Source organism: Paraburkholderia suaedae (assembly GCF_040812055.1).
GTDB lineage: Bacteria > Pseudomonadota > Gammaproteobacteria > Burkholderiales > Burkholderiaceae > Paraburkholderia.
In genome coordinates this window covers 17,218-33,128 of sequence record NZ_JBFOAH010000041.1, presented here as the reverse complement: position 1 = coordinate 33,128, position 15,911 = coordinate 17,218, and the positions used below count along the sequence as shown (strand labels likewise).

Annotated in this window: 14 protein-coding genes; 11 read left to right on the top strand and 3 right to left on the bottom strand. The window is 57.5% G+C overall.

Annotated elements, in window-relative coordinates; translation table 11 throughout:
- The first annotated feature begins 7 nt into the window (after positions 1-7).
- The 4 genes from ABQJ48_RS33785 to ABQJ48_RS33770 all read left to right on the top strand — a co-directional run bounded on the left by ABQJ48_RS33785 (position 8) and on the right by ABQJ48_RS33770 (position 4,351).
- Positions 8-823 carry a CbbQ/NirQ/NorQ/GpvN family protein gene (locus ABQJ48_RS33785; protein ID WP_367842265.1) on the top strand — a complete coding sequence of 272 codons (816 nt, stop codon included), beginning with the start codon at positions 8-10 and terminating at the stop codon, positions 821-823.
- Positions 798-2,450: a nitric oxide reductase activation protein NorD gene (locus ABQJ48_RS33780; RefSeq protein ID WP_367842264.1), complete on the top strand. Its 1,653-nt coding sequence runs from the start codon at positions 798-800 to the stop codon at positions 2,448-2,450. Before ABQJ48_RS33785 ends, ABQJ48_RS33780 begins: the two co-directional genes overlap by 26 nt.
- A 91-nt stretch (positions 2,451-2,541) precedes the next feature.
- Positions 2,542-3,696: a transporter substrate-binding domain-containing protein gene (locus ABQJ48_RS33775; protein WP_367842263.1), complete on the top strand. Its 1,155-nt coding sequence runs from the start codon at positions 2,542-2,544 to the stop codon at positions 3,694-3,696.
- A 1-nt stretch (position 3,697) separates the two neighbouring features.
- Positions 3,698-4,351: an ANTAR domain-containing response regulator gene (locus tag ABQJ48_RS33770; protein ID WP_367842262.1), complete on the top strand. Its 654-nt coding sequence runs from the start codon at positions 3,698-3,700 to the stop codon at positions 4,349-4,351.
- Positions 4,352-5,150: 799 nt separating this feature from the next.
- Here ABQJ48_RS33770 and ABQJ48_RS33765 read toward each other — a convergent pair.
- Positions 5,151-6,206, bottom strand: a complete 1,056-nt coding sequence (locus ABQJ48_RS33765; RefSeq protein ID WP_367842261.1) for a LacI family DNA-binding transcriptional regulator — start codon at positions 6,204-6,206, stop codon at positions 5,151-5,153.
- Between the two features lie 229 nt (positions 6,207-6,435).
- Here ABQJ48_RS33765 and ABQJ48_RS33760 point away from each other — a divergent pair, with 229 nt between their 5' ends.
- The 6 genes from ABQJ48_RS33760 (at position 6,436) to ABQJ48_RS33735 (ending at position 12,780) form a co-directional block, all read left to right on the top strand.
- Complete coding sequence (locus ABQJ48_RS33760) at positions 6,436-7,428, top strand: substrate-binding domain-containing protein (protein ID WP_367842260.1); 993 nt, start codon at positions 6,436-6,438, stop codon at positions 7,426-7,428.
- 118 nt (positions 7,429-7,546) lie between these two features.
- The gene (locus ABQJ48_RS33755) at positions 7,547-9,112 is read left to right on the top strand and encodes a sugar ABC transporter ATP-binding protein (RefSeq protein ID WP_367842259.1); all 1,566 of its coding nucleotides are present in this window, start codon (positions 7,547-7,549) and stop codon (positions 9,110-9,112) included.
- A complete protein-coding gene (locus ABQJ48_RS33750) occupies positions 9,105-10,118 on the top strand; it encodes an ABC transporter permease (protein WP_367842258.1) in 1,014 nt (337 codons plus the stop codon). The genes ABQJ48_RS33755 and ABQJ48_RS33750 overlap by 8 nt, the downstream gene beginning before the upstream one ends.
- Entirely contained in the window at positions 10,115-11,146 is a 1,032-nt protein-coding gene (locus ABQJ48_RS33745; RefSeq protein ID WP_367842257.1) for an ABC transporter permease, read from the top strand. The genes ABQJ48_RS33750 and ABQJ48_RS33745 overlap by 4 nt, the downstream gene beginning before the upstream one ends.
- Complete coding sequence (locus ABQJ48_RS33740; protein ID WP_367842256.1) at positions 11,143-12,018, top strand: sugar phosphate isomerase/epimerase family protein; 876 nt, start codon at positions 11,143-11,145, stop codon at positions 12,016-12,018. Before ABQJ48_RS33745 ends, ABQJ48_RS33740 begins: the two co-directional genes overlap by 4 nt.
- A gap of 141 nt (positions 12,019-12,159) precedes the next feature.
- On the top strand, positions 12,160-12,780 hold the full coding sequence (locus ABQJ48_RS33735) for a nucleoside/nucleotide kinase family protein (RefSeq protein ID WP_367842255.1): 621 nt from the start codon (positions 12,160-12,162) through the stop codon (positions 12,778-12,780).
- Between the two features lie 578 nt (positions 12,781-13,358).
- Here the strand turns inward: ABQJ48_RS33735 and ABQJ48_RS37950 are convergent.
- Positions 13,359-13,640, bottom strand: a complete 282-nt coding sequence (locus ABQJ48_RS37950; RefSeq protein ID WP_473094232.1) for a hypothetical protein — start codon at positions 13,638-13,640, stop codon at positions 13,359-13,361.
- A gap of 69 nt (positions 13,641-13,709) precedes the next feature.
- Between ABQJ48_RS37950 and ABQJ48_RS37945 the strand changes: the two genes are divergently transcribed.
- Positions 13,710-13,880 (top strand): H-NS histone family protein, encoded by a 171-nt coding sequence (locus tag ABQJ48_RS37945; protein ID WP_473094231.1) that lies wholly within the window; start codon positions 13,710-13,712, stop codon positions 13,878-13,880.
- A gap of 219 nt (positions 13,881-14,099) precedes the next feature.
- On the opposite strand, the gene ABQJ48_RS33725 is transcribed toward ABQJ48_RS37945, so the two are convergent.
- Positions 14,100-15,572: an NAD-dependent succinate-semialdehyde dehydrogenase gene (locus tag ABQJ48_RS33725; protein ID WP_367842253.1), complete on the bottom strand. Its 1,473-nt coding sequence runs from the start codon at positions 15,570-15,572 to the stop codon at positions 14,100-14,102.
- Positions 15,573-15,911: the final 339 nt, after the last annotated feature.

Genomic DNA, 15,911 nt, shown 5'->3' with positions numbered 1-15,911 from the left:
GCCCGCGATGGATTCACGTATCAAACCATACTTGATTGACAGCGAACCGTACTACCAGCCCGTGGGCCGTGAGGTTGAGTTGTTCGAGGCGGCGTACCGATGCCGAATTCCGATGATACTCAAGGGCCCCACCGGGTGCGGGAAGACGCGGTTTGTCGAGTACATGGCGTGGAAACTAGGGAAACCTCTTGTCACGATTGCATGCAACGAGGACCTGAGCGCGGGCGACCTGGTCGGTCGATACCTTCTGGATGCCAGCGGAACGGTGTGGCACGACGGGCCGCTGACCACTGCAGTGCGCTATGGGGCAATTTGTTATCTCGATGAGGTGGTGGAGGCACGCGCCGATACCACCGTTGTGATACATCCTCTCTCCGATGACCGCCGGACTCTACCGCTCGACAGACGCGGCGAGCTCATCCGTGCACATTCAGATTTTCAGCTCGTGCTTTCGTATAACCCGGGTTATCAGAGTAGCGCGAAGGACCTGAAAGCATCCACCCGGCAGCGCTTTGGAGCGCTTGACTTTCACTATCCGGCCCCAGAAATAGAGGTCGCAATCGTCGTAAGGGAGACAGGACTCGACCGTGCCATCGCTCAGAGTCTTGTCAATGTAGCGAGCGCGTCGCGTGGACTCAACGTATCGGGAGCGTTTGAATCAATCTCGACGCGGATGCTGGTGCGTGCGGCAGCGCTGATTGTAGACGGCGTTGAGGTGAAAGCCGCTTGCAGAATGGCGTTAATCCAGCCTGCAAGCGATGATGATGACGTGCTGCAATCGCTTCAAGGATTCGTGGATGCTCACTTTGGAATCGACGCCTGAGTCAGGGGCATGTAAGCGGATGGCTCAGCTCTACGCGAACGGGCTGGGACAGTCGCGTCTATCGGTTGCGACATTCAGAGAGGACGGCGATGCTTCTCTGAAACGTCCCGCAATTTCGCCCTGGATGCTCACGCTTCCAGAGTGCGCGAGCACGGGTCGAAATCGTGTCCTGGTCCAGGCGATGACAGCCCATGCAGTTGCGCATCTGCGCTACTCCACAGCCGGACGAGAGGTTGGGCGGCGTACGCCCTTGCTGGTTGCAATGCTATCCGTGATCGAGGACGCTCGCGTCGAGAAACTGATGCTGAGGGAGTATCCAGGTCTCCATTCAGTCTGGGATTTGTTTCACGAAGAGAGCGCTTCCCGGCACGCTGATGGCCTATCGTTTGTGGCTCTGGGGTCACGCTTGTCTCGTGCAATTCACGATGCCAGGTACAAAGATGGGTTCCACTGGGTCAACAAGGGCCGCGCGCTTTTCGAGAGTAAGTGCGCAGACTTGGAAGACAGCGCAGGTTTCGAAGAAGTTGCTTCCATTCTGGCGAATGACCTAGGCCAAATGCGCGTCCGGTTCGATGCGTCGTCTTACGCTGTCGAACCGGCTTACCGTGACGACAACACCTACCTTTGGATGTTCGGAGATACGGAGGCCAGGTCGGCCGCTCTCGGAGCCGCGGATGATATGAAGCAGGAATCGGGTCGCTCCGAAACGGAAGGGGAGGGCGGCTTATCCACAGGCGAAGCTGCCGCCGCGGAGGTCTTCCACTACCCGGAGTGGAACTACCGTAACGAAACGTGGCGAGCCGATTGGGTTCAGGTAAGAGAACAGGGCCCGGCGGGGTTAAGGGCTGAGCAGCCGGCCATGGTACGAAAAACCAGAATCCGGCTGCACCCTCACTGGCGTTCGCGTGCTGTGTCGCGTCGAATCAAGGCGCAGCTGGAGGGCGACGACCTGGACCTGGATGCGCTCATTGCGCACGCGGTATCGCAGCGCGTCGGCGCACTGACGGACGGGCGTGTCTACGCCGGCTCTGCGCTCAGCGCGAGAGACGCGTCCATTCTGATTCTTCTCGACCTCTCGGAGTCCACTGCGCGACTGACGAGAGGGACGGGGAGGACGCTGCTCGACGAAGAGAAGGCTGCGGCGCATCAGATTCTTTCGGACTTTGACGGGTCGTCGCTGCGCATTGCTTTACAGGGCTTTTCGTCGAATGGTCGGCACGAAGTGCGGTATATCAGACTCAAAGAGTTCAAATCTCCCTACGGCTCCGCCCACGTGCAGATGCTCTCAAGCCTCGTTCCCGGGTGGTCGACGAGAGTTGGGACCGCATTGCGTCACTCTGGACGACGCCTGAGGGGCGAGCGCTCAAGCGCAAAAGCCGTCATTTTGGTCACGGACGGCGAGCCGTCGGACATCGATGTCTTCGACCAACGTTATTTGGTCGAAGACGCGAGGAAAGCTATCGAAGAATTGAGAGCGGCCGGGATTCGATGCTTCTGCGTCAACGTCGACCCGTCAGCTGGAGCAGTCGTCTCGACAATCTTTGGCCAAAGGAATTGTGCGACGGTAGACAATACGGCACGGCTGCCTGGAGCGCTTGAACTCGCGTTGGTAAGGGTGACGACCTGATTCTGGACTGATATCGCTGCTGAGTGAGTGCTTTGCGCTACGATAGGCTTTTCCGAGTGAACGAGGGCTAGTAGGAAAATGAGGATTTACCGTGGCTAACTCAGACCCAGTGAAGGTTGGGATTCTCTATTCGGAAACCGGCGTTACGTCGTCGATTGAGACGTCGCAGCGGTTTGGCACGTTGTTCGCTGTCGAAGAGATTAACGCGTCTGGCGGAATCAATGGGCGCGAAATTGTGCCAGTTCAATACGACCCCCGTTCAGAGCCGACGGTCTACGCGAGCCTCGCCGAGCGACTTATCACCGAAGACGATGTCAAAGTGATTTTTGGCTGCTACATGTCAAGTACGCGGAAGGCCGTCATTCCTGTCGTGGAGCGTTGGAACAGGCTCCTCTTCTATTCGACGCTGTACGAGGGTTTCGAGTTTTCCGACAATCTCATCTACACCGGAGCGGCGCCCAATCAGAATAGTGTCCAACTGGCCGACTTCATGACGTCGACTTTCGGCTCGCGGGTTTACCTTATAGGTTCCAACTACATTTACCCCTACGAATCGAACAGAATCATGGCCGACCTGGTCACGCAGCAGCCTGGCGGGGAGAAGGTAGGCGAACGCTATGTGCCGCTCGAGGCTACTGAGGAAGACTTCGTTGAAATTCTCAAGGATGTCCGAAATCTTCAACCTGATTTCATTTTCTCTACAGTCGTCGGCAACGCCACCCAACACCTCTATCGTGCCTATTCGAGAGCGGGATTCGACCCGGCGAAGATGCCGATTGGAAGCTTAACGACAACGGAAGTCGAAGTTGCACAGATGACGTGCGGCGCCGCGCAAGGACACTACACTTCAGCACCTTACTTTCAGTCAATCGACAACCCCATCAACCGCGCGTGTGTGGACCGGTTCCGTCAGCGCTATGGTGGTATTACAGAGCCGAATGCCTGCTGGGAAGCGGCGTACTTCCAGCTCCACTTGTTTGCAGAGGCAATGAGGGCATCAGGTAGCGATGATATCGACGCGCTCTTGCCGCACCTTCTGGGAGCGAGTTGCAACGCACCCCAAGGCAAGGTCCGTGTCGACCCGTCCAACCATCATGCTTACCTCTATCCTCGAATCGGTCAGGTAAACGCGAGAGGTCAGTTCACCATCGTGAGGGAGTCACGCGAGGCGGTCTATCCTGACCCATACCTCGTAACTCACGCGCTCGGAGACTGGACGCTTCGTATGATTTCGGCGGAGAGCTAACATGCGAAGCGAACGTGATGTTACTCGGGACGGTCCCCAACCAAAGCAACCATCGTCGCGTACGAGTTCGCAGGTCCTGAAGGACCTGCGCTCCCTTCACGTTTGTGTTTTTCACCCTCGGACCAAGGACGGCGAGCTTCTTACCCAGCAACTCCAACGCATCGGTTGTCAGGCTCATTGTTTCTGGCCTCCACTGGACGCCCCGCCTCCAGGAAGCGATTTGGTATTCATTGGGCTCTATCCGGACACCATTGGTCATGGATTTGCGTGGTGCGACGCTGACGACACGCCTCCGGTCGTGGCGGTGGTCAACTATGAGAATCCGACAATAATTGAGGCAGTTCTGCGCGTCGGCGCAAAGGCGGTGGTGGCAGCGCCGGTGAGGTCGTTTGGCGTGTTGAGTGCATTGGTGCTGGCGCGTCAGATTGACGGCGACTTAAAAAAACTTAAGAAGCGCGTCAGCCGCCTGGAGGAGCGCGTTGAAGGTGCCAGAAAGGTGGCGGAAGCCCAGGAGATTTTGGTTCGACAAAGGGGTATTACGAAGCTCGAGGCTTATCGAGCGATTCGCCAGCAAGCGATGGGTAAGCGGGTGCCAATCGAGGAAATTGCTGCCGCGATAATCGCTGCGGACGAACTGCTTTCGATTGGTCGATGAATAATTGGCAAAGGGCGATTGGAGCAAAGTCGGCCGATACTTCCAAGTGCACGCAAGGTCTCCCGAGTGCCGGTGCGAGCAGTCGCACTTCTCCCGCGTGCAACAGTATTTTTGCCGCGGCGCTCCGAGTAACGGTCGGCCGGTGTCATCCACAGCTGAACCTGACCACTATTCGGGCCTGCGTTGCGAGCCATCGCGCTTCAGCTCGCTCCTCGTCCCGGGGGGGTAGCGCCGACGGTTCCTTCGCTTCGAGGTCTTCTTTCTCCGCGACCAACCCTTCATCTAGCGATTGGTGCACTGGCGCCGCGTTCGCGACAGGTCAGTTTCGAGCGAGATAATGTGCCGTGGTGTTGGGCCTATCAAGACACCGGATGGTGAGCCATTCGCTGAGTTTGTAAAGTCGGGGCTTGTGTCAGAACTCAAAATCGGCGGCGTGTACGCACCCGGTGCTCCGGTTCAACTCACCGGTCGTTTGGACGGTATCGACTTTTCGTCAGTTAGCGATGGAAAATCGGGTGCATGTACCACCTTTGCAATCAGCTCTTGTACGGCCGGCATCAACGCCTGCGCAGTCTGGTTGCATGCGGTCTCACCGAAGTAGCTGGATGTGTATGAATACTTTTCCGCAACGCTCAGGCTACGACCGTTCGAGGACGACACTGTCAGGTCGAGATTCCACGCACCACTCAAATTTTTTAATAGGTTGAGGGAAATCTAAGATGTGCCATGCGCCGGTCACCGGTGGCGTGATGTCACCGATTGCCACCGACTGCAACCGCAATCATTTTTCAGACTGAAGTTAGCGGTCAAACTCCTTCGTCTGTTCCGCCTCTTCGAACATCTTGCCAAATCCCGTGGGCACAAGAATGAGAGACCTGTCGCCCGGGTCGTGTCTTTCAATCAAGGCGAACGCTTCTGAGATGATTTTTTGCACGTCCTGCCGCAACATTGTCACGTCGAAAGGTAGGTATGCCGCGAAGGGGTCCCAATCGAAGCAGCCGACGACCACCTTCTTCCAGTCGTCGTGCGGTAACGTCGCCATAAACTGAACCAATCCCTCAAGCGCGGTAATCGAATTCATCAGCAGGCCAAATGGGGGCCGCCCCAGCTTCTCACAGCGAATGGTCAGCGCACGTTTCGCGGCTGCCGCGTTATATCCGCAACACTCGACGGCATCTTTTGCAGGCGCTATACCGCGAGCTTTGAAAGCGTCCCGGAATCCAGCAATACGCATCTCAGTCGCATATTCATTGGCTACACCGCCCAGCAAGACCAGCTCATCCGGAGAATGGCCACGGGCCAGCAATTTCTCAAGCAGCACGGCGGTAATCTCCGCTGCTCCTTTGCGATTGTCTGTAACAACCGACGGCGCTCCGTCACCTGGCAGGTCAAGGTTGATGGAAGGCACGCTCGCGGCCAAACAGAGGTCGTTCAGCGGCGTCGGGTTTCGCACGCCGGCGATGAATAGCAATTCAACGCGTTGCGACAGAAGCGTTTCAGTGACACTCACCTCGACTGCAGGGTCACGCTGGGTGCCTACGACTATCGGACAAAGACCTCGGCTACGAGCCTGGTCTTCAAAGGTCTGGGCGAGCCCTGCAAAAAAGCGGTTTCGGTAGTGCGGAAGAACCATCCCTGCGAGCCCCGAGCGTGACAGCCGGAGCCCTCGCGCTTTCATGTTGACGTTGTACCCAAGCTCCCGGGCACATTCGAGAATTCGATTCGCTGTCTCCTCCTTGATGCGATAGCGGGCCCAGTTGCCATTCAGCACCATGCTCACTGTTGAAGTTGAAGAACCAGTCTTCTCTGCGATGTCGTAAATCGTGGACTTGCGTCCTTGGTTGCTGCTTGCCATCAACGTTACTCCGAGGGCATTCCCGCCGTTCATGTGCTTTGAAGGTAACGGTTTCGCAAAAGGTGCCGTACCAGGGTAACTCCGGGGTCGACCGATTTGCTGAATAGATTCAGCATACACCAAGCCAAACTGCTAAATGGATTCAGCAAAACTTTTGCAAAGTCAGTAGCGGTTTTCCTAACACTCATCGGGCGTCTGCCGGGTAGGTCAGGCGTCCAACGGAGGAGACATGTTCAAGAACATCATCCGCACTTTGGGCGCAGGCGCGGTCTCGCTGGCTTTGATGACGAGTTTGGCAGCGGCCTCGCCTGACAAGCCGGTAATCGGAGTGGTCGTAAAGATTGGAGGTATTCCTTGGTTCAACGCCATGGAAGCGGGAATCAAAAAGCGCGCTGACCAGCTCGGCGTCAAGGCATTCATGGTCGGGCCGACGAGCGCTGACCCCGCGCTTCAAGTGCGTGCCATTGAGGACCTGATTGCGCAACACGTAGACGTCATCGGCGTCGTGCCGAACGATGCGCAGGTTTTGGAACCTGTTCTTCAGCGTGCTCGGGCTGCTGGAATCAAAGTCATCACGCACGAGTCCCCAAAGCAGCAGAACACGGATTGGGATTTTGAACTGGCCTCGGTCAAGGGGTTTGGCGATGCATACGGAAAGCGCCTCGGCGAAGCGCTGGGCGGCAAAGGCGAATATGCGGTGTTCGTCGGCTCCCTGACTGTGCCGCTCCATAACGCCTGGGCTGATGCGGCAATCGCCTATATCAAGGCCAACTATCCCGGAATGACCCTCGTCGGGGACCGGTACGGCGTCGCTGAAGACGTGGACGCATCGCGCAAAACTGCGCTTGACCTGATGCGCGCTCATCCTAACTTGAGGGGCATCCTCGCGTTCGGCAGCCAGGGTCCCATTGGGGCAGCTCGTGCGGTCGCGGAGCAGCAGGCCAAAGGAAAGGTCCAGGTTCTTGGACCGTTCTCGCCTGGACAGGGCCGAAAGCTCGTCCATGATGGCGTGCTGACCGGCGGGTACATGTGGAATCCGGAAGTAGCTGGCGAAGTGTTTGTGACGCTGGGCACCATGCTCGTAAAGGGGCAGCCGATTAAAGACGGCACGAATATCCCGGGTTTGGGCGTTGTTCATCCAGATGGTCACAACCTGATTGTCGACAACCTGGTGGACCTCAACGCCAAAACCGTTGACGACCTCGCAAAGATGGGCCTCTGACCGCAATCCTTTTGCCGGACGGGTGAGCACAGCTACCGCGTTGCTCACCCGGAAGTTAAGGGTACGAGACACGACCGGTCGTAAGCCGGTCACTTGCAAGTACCATCGGAGCGTTTCCATGAGTCAACCAGCTTCCAGCAACTCACTTCGTTCTCAGCGAGGTGCCAACCCGGCGTCGGTCGCACTCGACGCCGACCGCACTCCACTGCTCAAGCTCGAGAACATCTCCAAAATCTTCGGCGGCGTTAAGGCGCTGCGGGCCGTGAAGTTCGACGTCATGCCCGGCGAGGTCCTCTGCCTCGCTGGCGAAAATGGCTGCGGCAAGAGCACCATAATCAAGATTATCAGTGGGGTCTATCAGCCGGAACCTGGCGCAGTGATGCTCATGGATGGTGAGTCAATCGAAGGTCTGGACCCGGCGAGAGCCCGTGACCTCGGTATTCAGGTCATCTGGCAAGACCTGGCGCTTTTCCCCGAAATGACCGTCGCGGAAAACATCGCTTTCGAGCAGAACTTGGGTTTTCGTCCACGCATCGTTAGCTACGGGAAGATGAAGGAGGCGGCCCGCCGAATTCTTGAGCGGCTCGGCGTCTCCATCGACCTCAACCGTTCTGTTCGCTCGCTGTCAATCGCACAGCGCCAGGTCGTGGCAATCGCCCGGGCACTTGTTCGCGACGCTCGTCTTGTCTTCATGGATGAGCCGACTGCCTCGCTCAGCCACGCCGAGACCGAAGCTCTGTTGAAAATTGTCCGGCGACTTTCTGCGGATGGCATTGCCGTGGTTTTCGTCAGCCATCGGCTCGCTGAAGTGCTGGATGTCTGCACCCGCGTGACCGTTTTCCGCGACGGACAGTATGTCGGCACCTTTCCGACCGAAGGGATGACACAGACCCGCCTCACGGAATTGATGACGGGCCGCACTTTCGACTATGAAGTACGCACGACAGACCTGACAACAGCGCCCGTTGTGCTGGAGGTACAGGGGCTGTCGCGCGCGCGCCAATACCATGACGTGTCGTTCAAAGTGCGACGAGGCGAGATTCTTGGCGTTACCGGACGCCTTGGCGCAGGAAGAACGGAAGTCGCATTGTCGCTTTTCGGAATGACCCGCCCGGGTGCGGGGTCCATCCTGCTAGACGGGAAAGCCCTTTCGGTACGAACAAATCGTGATGCCATCCGCGCAGGCATTGCCTACGTGTCTGAAGACCGTCTCCAACTCGGACTCGTACAGCCGCAATCAATTGGAGACAACACGGTTGCCGCGGTGCTCGACGACCTTCTGGACGGGACCCATCTCATCGCCGCGAAAAAACGAAACGCGTTGATTCAAGACTGGATTCAACAGCTGGCCGTGAAAATCGGGAAGCCGGACGATGCGGTCTCGACCCTGTCCGGAGGCAACCAGCAGCGCATTGTGCTCGCCAAGTGGCTGGCAACAAATCCGAAGCTCCTGATTCTGGATTCGCCCACCGTAGGCGTCGACGTCGGCGCCCGGGCTGGCATTTTCGCCATCATTCACAAGCTCGCTTCTGAGGGAATGGCCATCTTGCTCATCTCGGACGAAATTCCCGAGGTCTACTTCAACTCCGACCGAATTTTGCATATGCGCGACGGCCGCATCGTAAAAGAGTACGTGCCGGGAACGACAACGATGGAACAAATCGAGGGAGACGTTCATGCCTGATTTTCGCAAACTTGGAATCGGTTCGATTGAGGCCCTGCTGATTCTCGTTATCGCCATCATGGTGATTGGCCTCAGCCTTTCAACCTCGACATTCCTCACTCTGCCGAACCTGTTCGACCTGCTTAACCAGAGTTCCGTCAACATCATTTTTGCAGTCGGGCTGCTGGTCGTTTTGATTGCTGGTGGCATTGATATTTCATTCGCCGTTGGCGCTTCGGTGGTGCAGTACCTCACTGCATTGACCGTGATGCGACTTGGCGGCGGCAACTGGGCGCTCGGCTTCCTCGTGTCTGCACTCTTCGGATTTCTGCTTGGCTCCATCAACGCGACGATTATCTACAAATTTCGCATCGTCTCGATTGTGGTGACGATTGCCACGTTCAACGTGTTCTTCGGCGGATTGATGTTTTTCACGGGTGGGGTGTCCATCTACGACCTGCCGGATTGGTGGACAAATAGAGTCTCCATCATCCATTTCAACACCGCGAGTGGCAATGCGAATCTCGCACTGCCTGTGGTCGTAATGGTCGTCATGGTCATCGCAACCTGGTTTCTGCTGAGACGCACGACAACAGGTCGACAGCTCTACGCAATGGGCGACAACCCCGAGGCAGCGCGACGCGTGGGGGTCAACATAGGTGCGATGCATTACATCGCTTTCGGCTGGCTCGGCATGATGGCCGGCATTGCCGGACTGATGCAAGCGCACTACGTGCAGGAAGTCGTTCCGAACGCGTTTTACGGACGTGAGCTGGATGTGCTCGCTGCCGTAGTTCTCGGTGGCGCAAGGTTGGGCGGCGGCCGCGGCACGATTCTCGGCGCCATCCTTGGCATCCTCCTTACCGCCATCACCGCCAACGGCTTGAACCTGCTGGGCATCTCGCCGTATGCGTTCAAGATGATTATCGGAGCCATCATTCTCATCGCCATTACCTTGTCGAGCGGCGGCTTCGCCAAGCTCGTCGGAGCGCGATTCACGTCACAAAGCGTAAAGGCCTCGTCATGAAAACGTCCTTAACTCAACGCGCGGCCGCGCCGCTCGTGCCAGCAGACGTCGCCGGGTTGCTTGGATTTCTCGTCCTGGTCATCGCGGTCCTGAGTTTCGCATCGGACCGATTTTTCTCGGCGAGCACTTTCGTGTCGGTAGCGTTCCAGTTGCCGGAACTTGGCTTCTTTACGCTGGCCATGCTGATGCCCCTCATTTCCGGTGGCTTCAATCTCTCGGTGACTTTCACCGCGAACATTTCTGGCCTAGCGATGGCGTGGGTGCTTCGGACATACGGTGGAGCGGATGCCGGCGCCATAGCCATCATCCTCGGCATTGCTGCCGCACTGGCCACTGGCGCCGCTGCCGGTTGGGTGATGGGAGCTGTCATTGCCCGTACAGGAGCAAGCCCAATCCTCGTCTCTTTGTCGATGATGATTTTCTTGCGCGGACTGGGCGAATTCCTCACACGTGGAGGTGACATCTCCGGGTTCCCGCCGTTTGTGCGCGAAATGGGCAACGGAGTCTTCCTCGGCGTACCCATTCCCTTGCTGATTTTTCTCGGGTGCGCATTACTTTGGCACGTTGTGATGACACGGTCGCGGCTGGGCTTCGCCACACGCATGATTGGTTCGAATCTTGAGGCGACGCGGTTCTCCGGCATCGAGACAACCCGTGCCGTCACTCGAATCTACATGCTATCTGGGTTGATGTGCGGCATTGCGGGCGTGGTGATGGCCGCCCAGTTCAATTCGGTTCGCGTTGGCCATGGCGAGGCATTTCTGCTCATCTCGGTTCTGGCGTGCTTCCTTGGTCGCGTCGACCCGTTCGGCGGTTTCGGTCGCGTGGTGCCGGTCGTGATTGCACTCGTGATTTTGCAGATTATCGCTTCTGGCCTCAATTTGCTTGGTGCCAACCAACACCTGGCGACTGCGTTGTGGGGTGTCTTCTTGCTTGCCGTGATGCTCTTCCGTTGGGCATGGGCGAACGGCATTTCGAAAACTTTGGTCCGCAGGCGCGTGACCGCATCTGAGGGAGTTACACAATGAATAAGCTCGGCGTACACGCACTGGTATGGGCTGGCGACCTGACACCCGAATCAACGCGCAAGGTTTTGAGCCAGACCAAGGCGGCCGGGTTCGACCTGGCCGAGCTGTCCTTACATGGCCCGAAGGTCATGGACCTGGCACTCACGCGAGATTTGTTGCAGGAGCACGAACTGGAAATCGGCTGCTCGCGTGGCCTCACGTTCGATGCGGACGTGTCAAGCGAAGACGCAGCCACGGTCGCACGTGGTGTTGCGATGCTGGAGGAAGGTATCAGCATCACCGCGGAGCTGGGAGGAGGCTACTTCGGTGGCATTCTGTATGGTGCGATGGCGAAATACAACGCGCCGGTCACAAAGCAAGGCCTTCGTAACGCAATTGATTCGCTCAGGCGTATTGCTGACTTCGCGTTGAAGAAGAACGTGACTCTCGGGCTGGAAGTGGTAAATCGCTATGAGAGCAATTTGCTGAACACCGCCTCGCAGGCGCTTGCGATGATTGACGAGGTCGATGCGCCCAATGTTGTCGTTCACCTCGATACGTACCACATGAACATTGAGGAATCCGATTTTATGCAACCGGTTCTGCAATGCGGCAAGCGTCTTGGCTACGTCCATATCGGGGAAAGCAATCGCGGATACCTCGGCTCAGGCACCATTGACTTCTCGCAGTTCTTCCATGCACTGGCCATGATTGACTACAAGGGAGTCGTGACTTTTGAGAGCTTTTCGTCGACGGTCGTCAACGAGCAGTTGTCCAATGCGTTGGCAATCTGGCGCAACTTGTGGGACGACGGTATGGACCTGGCCAAACATGCGCGGGAGTTCATCGCGGGTGGCATCAACGCCGCCGCGAAAGCAAAAGCGCACCACTAGACGCCTACCGGGTGACAAAGGTGTCTCGACAGCACAAAGCGTTGAGAAATGCTGACGCGAACGGCTCGACAATCCGGCTACCGCGAGGACAGGAAGAGCTCGCGCCGACCGCCACTTTTTGGAATACCTCGGATTATGTCGATGATTGAAGACCGCTACCTCGGTCGCCTACAGCAATTAATTGCTGACGGGCGGCGCCATATCCTCGGTCTGGTTGGTGCGCCGGGTGCAGGCAAATCGACACTGGCGCAAGCAATCGTTGATGCTTTTCCCGGAAAGACAGTGGTTGTGCCGATGGATGGGTTTCATCTTGCGAATGTCGAACTCGCACGGCTCGGTCGCGCATCCCGCAAAGGAGCGGAAGATACGTTTGACAGTGCGGGGTATGTTGCACTTCTGAGGCGCCTGCGTCACCAGCCTCAAGACGAAACAATCTACGCTCCCACATTTCGCCGGGAAATTGAAGAACCCATCGCCGGCGCAATCCCTGTGGCGCCTGATTTGCCGCTTGTAATCACTGAAGGGAATTACCTTCTTCTTGAGCATGGCCATTGGAAAGCTGCGCGACCGTTGCTCGACGAAGTTTGGTATGTCAACGTCGACCCAGACCTGCGACGGCAGCGTCTTGTTAGCCGGCATATGGTTTTCGGCAGGGGCCAGGCTGCAGCAGAACAGTGGGTTCAGAGAACTGACGAGGTGAACGCGAGCTTGATTGACTTGACTAAAGAGCGTGCCGATGTTCAATTCCAGTGGTCATCGTAAGGCACATTTAGGGGTTCTGGCACTCCACGAGACGATGCACCATGCGATGGCCTGCTCGAGTGTCCATGGGATTCCGGTTGAACATTGGTAAAGCGTTACGATGGAATCAACCGCGCGCTGGACGTTGGAATGGGCACACGGCGACGCGAGCCCCTAATGAGCGTCGAGCGCCCACCACAAATCCTGAACGAACTCTTCCATCGACCTCTTTCATTCCGGCGACTTGGTCCGGAAGTCGGCAGGGTTTGCTTTGCCCATTGCCTTGCGGACAGCAGCAATACTCAACGAGAGTGCTTGCGCCTCACCCTAGAGATAGTGGTTTGGCCCAAAGGCGCCTTTGTTGTCATTTTCCATACATTGGATTTTGGCCAACTGTTTCGAAACTTTAGTCCGTCGGTCTGTGCCACGGCACGCGGAGTGGCAGCGGTGCCCAGTATCTTGGGCAGCGGCCCCCGATTCCTGAGCGATGTTTAGAAGTGAAGCCGGCGCGAAGGCGATAGCACCTTCGCGTAATCAAAGCTCGGCGCGAAAGCTGCCCTAGCCTTTTCCCTTGCGCGCGTGGCATATTGCGGCCACATTCACATGGAGACTACTTGATGGCAACGACTCTGGAAACAATCGAAGCGAAAATGAAAAAACTGCAGGCACAGGCGGACGCATTGATAACAAAATAGACCGCGAAGGTCCTGAAGACCATTCATGAGTTGATGGAAAAACACGGCCTGACGACTGCCGACATTGGTGGGCATGCTGAGGGCAAACAGCGTGGGAAGAAGGTCGGCGGGAATACTGTCGGTAAAACGAGAGCCGCCACGGTCAAGTACCGTGACCCGAAAACTGGCGCGACTTGGACCGGACATGGCCGGGCCCCGAGTTGGATTTCAACCGTGAAAAACCGTGATAAGTTCCTTGTTGACGGAGGGACGGCGATGGCGAAGCCATCTTCTGCCCGCAAAACGAAGGCTGCTGGCAACTACGTCCGGGGGCCGCAACCGGCGATGTATCGTGACCCAAAGAGTGGCGCGACTTGGAGCGGCCGGGGTCGCGCGCCGGCATGGATTGCTAACGTCAAGGACCGGTCGAAGTTTTTGATAGGCTGAGCTGTCGGTACCGGCCGCAGCATGGGTCCCGACGCAAGTTTTTGGTCTGCTGACGGCAGCCGGCAGCTTCGAGCGCGACATCGAGGGCGTGCTGAAGGCCGTGCATGCAGATTACATCCTCAATACCGGAGTGAAAGACACCGGCAACCGTTTGGGGACTAGCCGCAGAAGACTTCCACGACACTGCTGTCGTGGAGGTATGGCCTCAGCCCTTGTCGTTCACTCCAGGCCGCCTTGGCAGAGATATTTGATTGATAGGTAGTCGTCCAGACCATACCTTGACCCTTCACGCCCGTAGCCTGATTCCTTGACGCCGCCAAAGGGTGCGGCTTCGCTCGCGAGCGCACCCTCGTTGATGCCAACGATGCCGGCCTCAAGCTGACGGCCAACGCGGTTGATGCGCCTGACGTCCTGACTGTAGAAGTAACTCGCAAGACCAAACGGTGTGTCGTTGGCAGCCTGCACGGCCTCGGCTTCCTCCGAAAAGCGGAAAAGCGGTACTACCGGGCCGAACGTTTCTTCGCAGCACAACTCCATTTCCGGGGTCGCGTCGGCTAGTACAGTGGGCGCGAAGTAGTGCGGGCCGAGTTCAGGCAGGCGATTGCCCCCCGTTAGCACTCGTGCACCGAGTCTCACGGCGTCGTCGACATGACGGGCAATCTTCTCCAGCGCGCGGACGTTAATCATTGGGCCAATCTCAGCAGCAGGGTCAGTGGCGGGAGCAACCTTGAGCTTGGCTACGCGTTCACTCAGCAAAGTAGCGAAGCGTTCGTAGACGCCATCTTGCACATACACGCGATTCGGGCAGACACATGTCTGGCCGCCATTCCGAAACTTCGCAGCGAGAAGCCCAGTTACAGCCGCGTCGAGGTCGGCGTCGTCGAACACGATGAACGGCGCGTTGCCACCAAGTTCGAGCGAGAGCTTCTTGAGCGTGGATGCTGACTCCCGTGCGAGATATTTCCCAACGGGCGTCGACCCGGTGAAAGTAATCTTGCGTACGCGACTGTCTTTGAGCCAGTCGCCGACAGTTGCCACGGCGTGGTCACGCGAGGCACTGATTACGTTGAGCACTCCCGCCGGCACGCCTGCCTCGTGCGCAAGGAGCGCGAGCGCCAACGCGGTCAAGGGCGTATCTTCAGCAGGTTTCGCGACGACGGTGCAGCCAGCGGCGAGCGCGGGCGCAATTTTTCGGGCAATCATGGCCAGCGGGAAATTCCAGGGCGTAATGGCTGCAACGATGCCGACAGGTTCTTTCACTGCTGTCATGCGCTTTCCGCGTTGCTGCTGCGGGATGATGTCACCGTAGATACGCGTCGCTTCGTCGGCAAACCAGGCAACATAAGAGGCGCCGTAGGCAACTTCACCACGGCCTTCGGCAAGAGGTTTTCCCTGTTCCAGCGAGATAAGTTCGCCGAGCGAATTCGCGTGCTCCAGAATCAACGCGTGCCACCGACGCAGCACGGCGGCGCGCTCCTTGGGCAACGTGTCGCGCCACATAGGAAACGCTCGAGCTGCCGCGTTTGTCGCCGCGCGCGCATCCGCCGGGCCACTGTTCGCGACGTTTGTAACGACCTCGCCTGTGGCAGGGTTAGTCACCGCAAACTGTGCACCTTCTGTGGCCGGAACCCACAGCCCACCGATAAAATTGTTCTGGCGAACGAGCTCGCTTTTAGAAAGGCTGAAGGTCATTGTATTACTCCTTGTTAGCTAGGCCGATGCGCGCCGAGATTGCGTTCGGCGGTGTTCGCATTGCAGGCGTGCTCACCGTTCGCAGCCCCTTTTTTCAGCACGGATTCAATTGCCGCGACGATGGCATGCGCCGCACTTGCGTGCGGACTGACTTGCATGGAATTGCGGCTTTTAATGATATATGATACAACACAAAGACCGTTTCTTTGCCCTTTCCGAAAGGCCGCAGGTTACCATCGGGAGGCGGTGGGGTGGGCTACGGAAACGTTATTTAAAGGGCCTGGCGTCGCGTCGGCATTCCTTGCAGTCGCTAAAAGCCGAACCCTTTCGCTGTCTTCG

Excerpts from the sequence above, each read along its gene's own strand:
- ABQJ48_RS37945 (WP_473094231.1), top strand. The coding sequence starts at position 13,710 with ATGGCGAAGCCATCTTCTGCCCGCAAAACGAAGGCTGCTGGCAACTAC.
- ABQJ48_RS33770 (WP_367842262.1), top strand. The coding sequence starts at position 3,698 with ATGCGAAGCGAACGTGATGTTACTCGGGACGGTCCCCAACCAAAGCAA.
- ABQJ48_RS33760 (WP_367842260.1), top strand. The coding sequence starts at position 6,436 with ATGTTCAAGAACATCATCCGCACTTTGGGCGCAGGCGCGGTCTCGCTG.
- ABQJ48_RS33735 (WP_367842255.1), top strand. The coding sequence starts at position 12,160 with ATGATTGAAGACCGCTACCTCGGTCGCCTACAGCAATTAATTGCTGAC.
- ABQJ48_RS33765 (WP_367842261.1), bottom strand. The coding sequence starts at position 6,206 with ATGGCAAGCAGCAACCAAGGACGCAAGTCCACGATTTACGACATCGCA.
- ABQJ48_RS33755 (WP_367842259.1), top strand. The coding sequence starts at position 7,547 with ATGAGTCAACCAGCTTCCAGCAACTCACTTCGTTCTCAGCGAGGTGCC.
- ABQJ48_RS33740 (WP_367842256.1), top strand. The coding sequence starts at position 11,143 with ATGAATAAGCTCGGCGTACACGCACTGGTATGGGCTGGCGACCTGACA.
- ABQJ48_RS33725 (WP_367842253.1), bottom strand. The coding sequence starts at position 15,572 with ATGACCTTCAGCCTTTCTAAAAGCGAGCTCGTTCGCCAGAACAATTTT.
- ABQJ48_RS33780 (WP_367842264.1), top strand. The coding sequence starts at position 798 with ATGCTCACTTTGGAATCGACGCCTGAGTCAGGGGCATGTAAGCGGATG.
- ABQJ48_RS33750 (WP_367842258.1), top strand. The coding sequence starts at position 9,105 with ATGCCTGATTTTCGCAAACTTGGAATCGGTTCGATTGAGGCCCTGCTG.
- ABQJ48_RS33785 (WP_367842265.1), top strand. The coding sequence starts at position 8 with ATGGATTCACGTATCAAACCATACTTGATTGACAGCGAACCGTACTAC.
- ABQJ48_RS33745 (WP_367842257.1), top strand. The coding sequence starts at position 10,115 with ATGAAAACGTCCTTAACTCAACGCGCGGCCGCGCCGCTCGTGCCAGCA.
- ABQJ48_RS37950 (WP_473094232.1), bottom strand. The coding sequence starts at position 13,640 with ATGTCCGGTCCAAGTCGCGCCAGTTTTCGGGTCACGGTACTTGACCGT.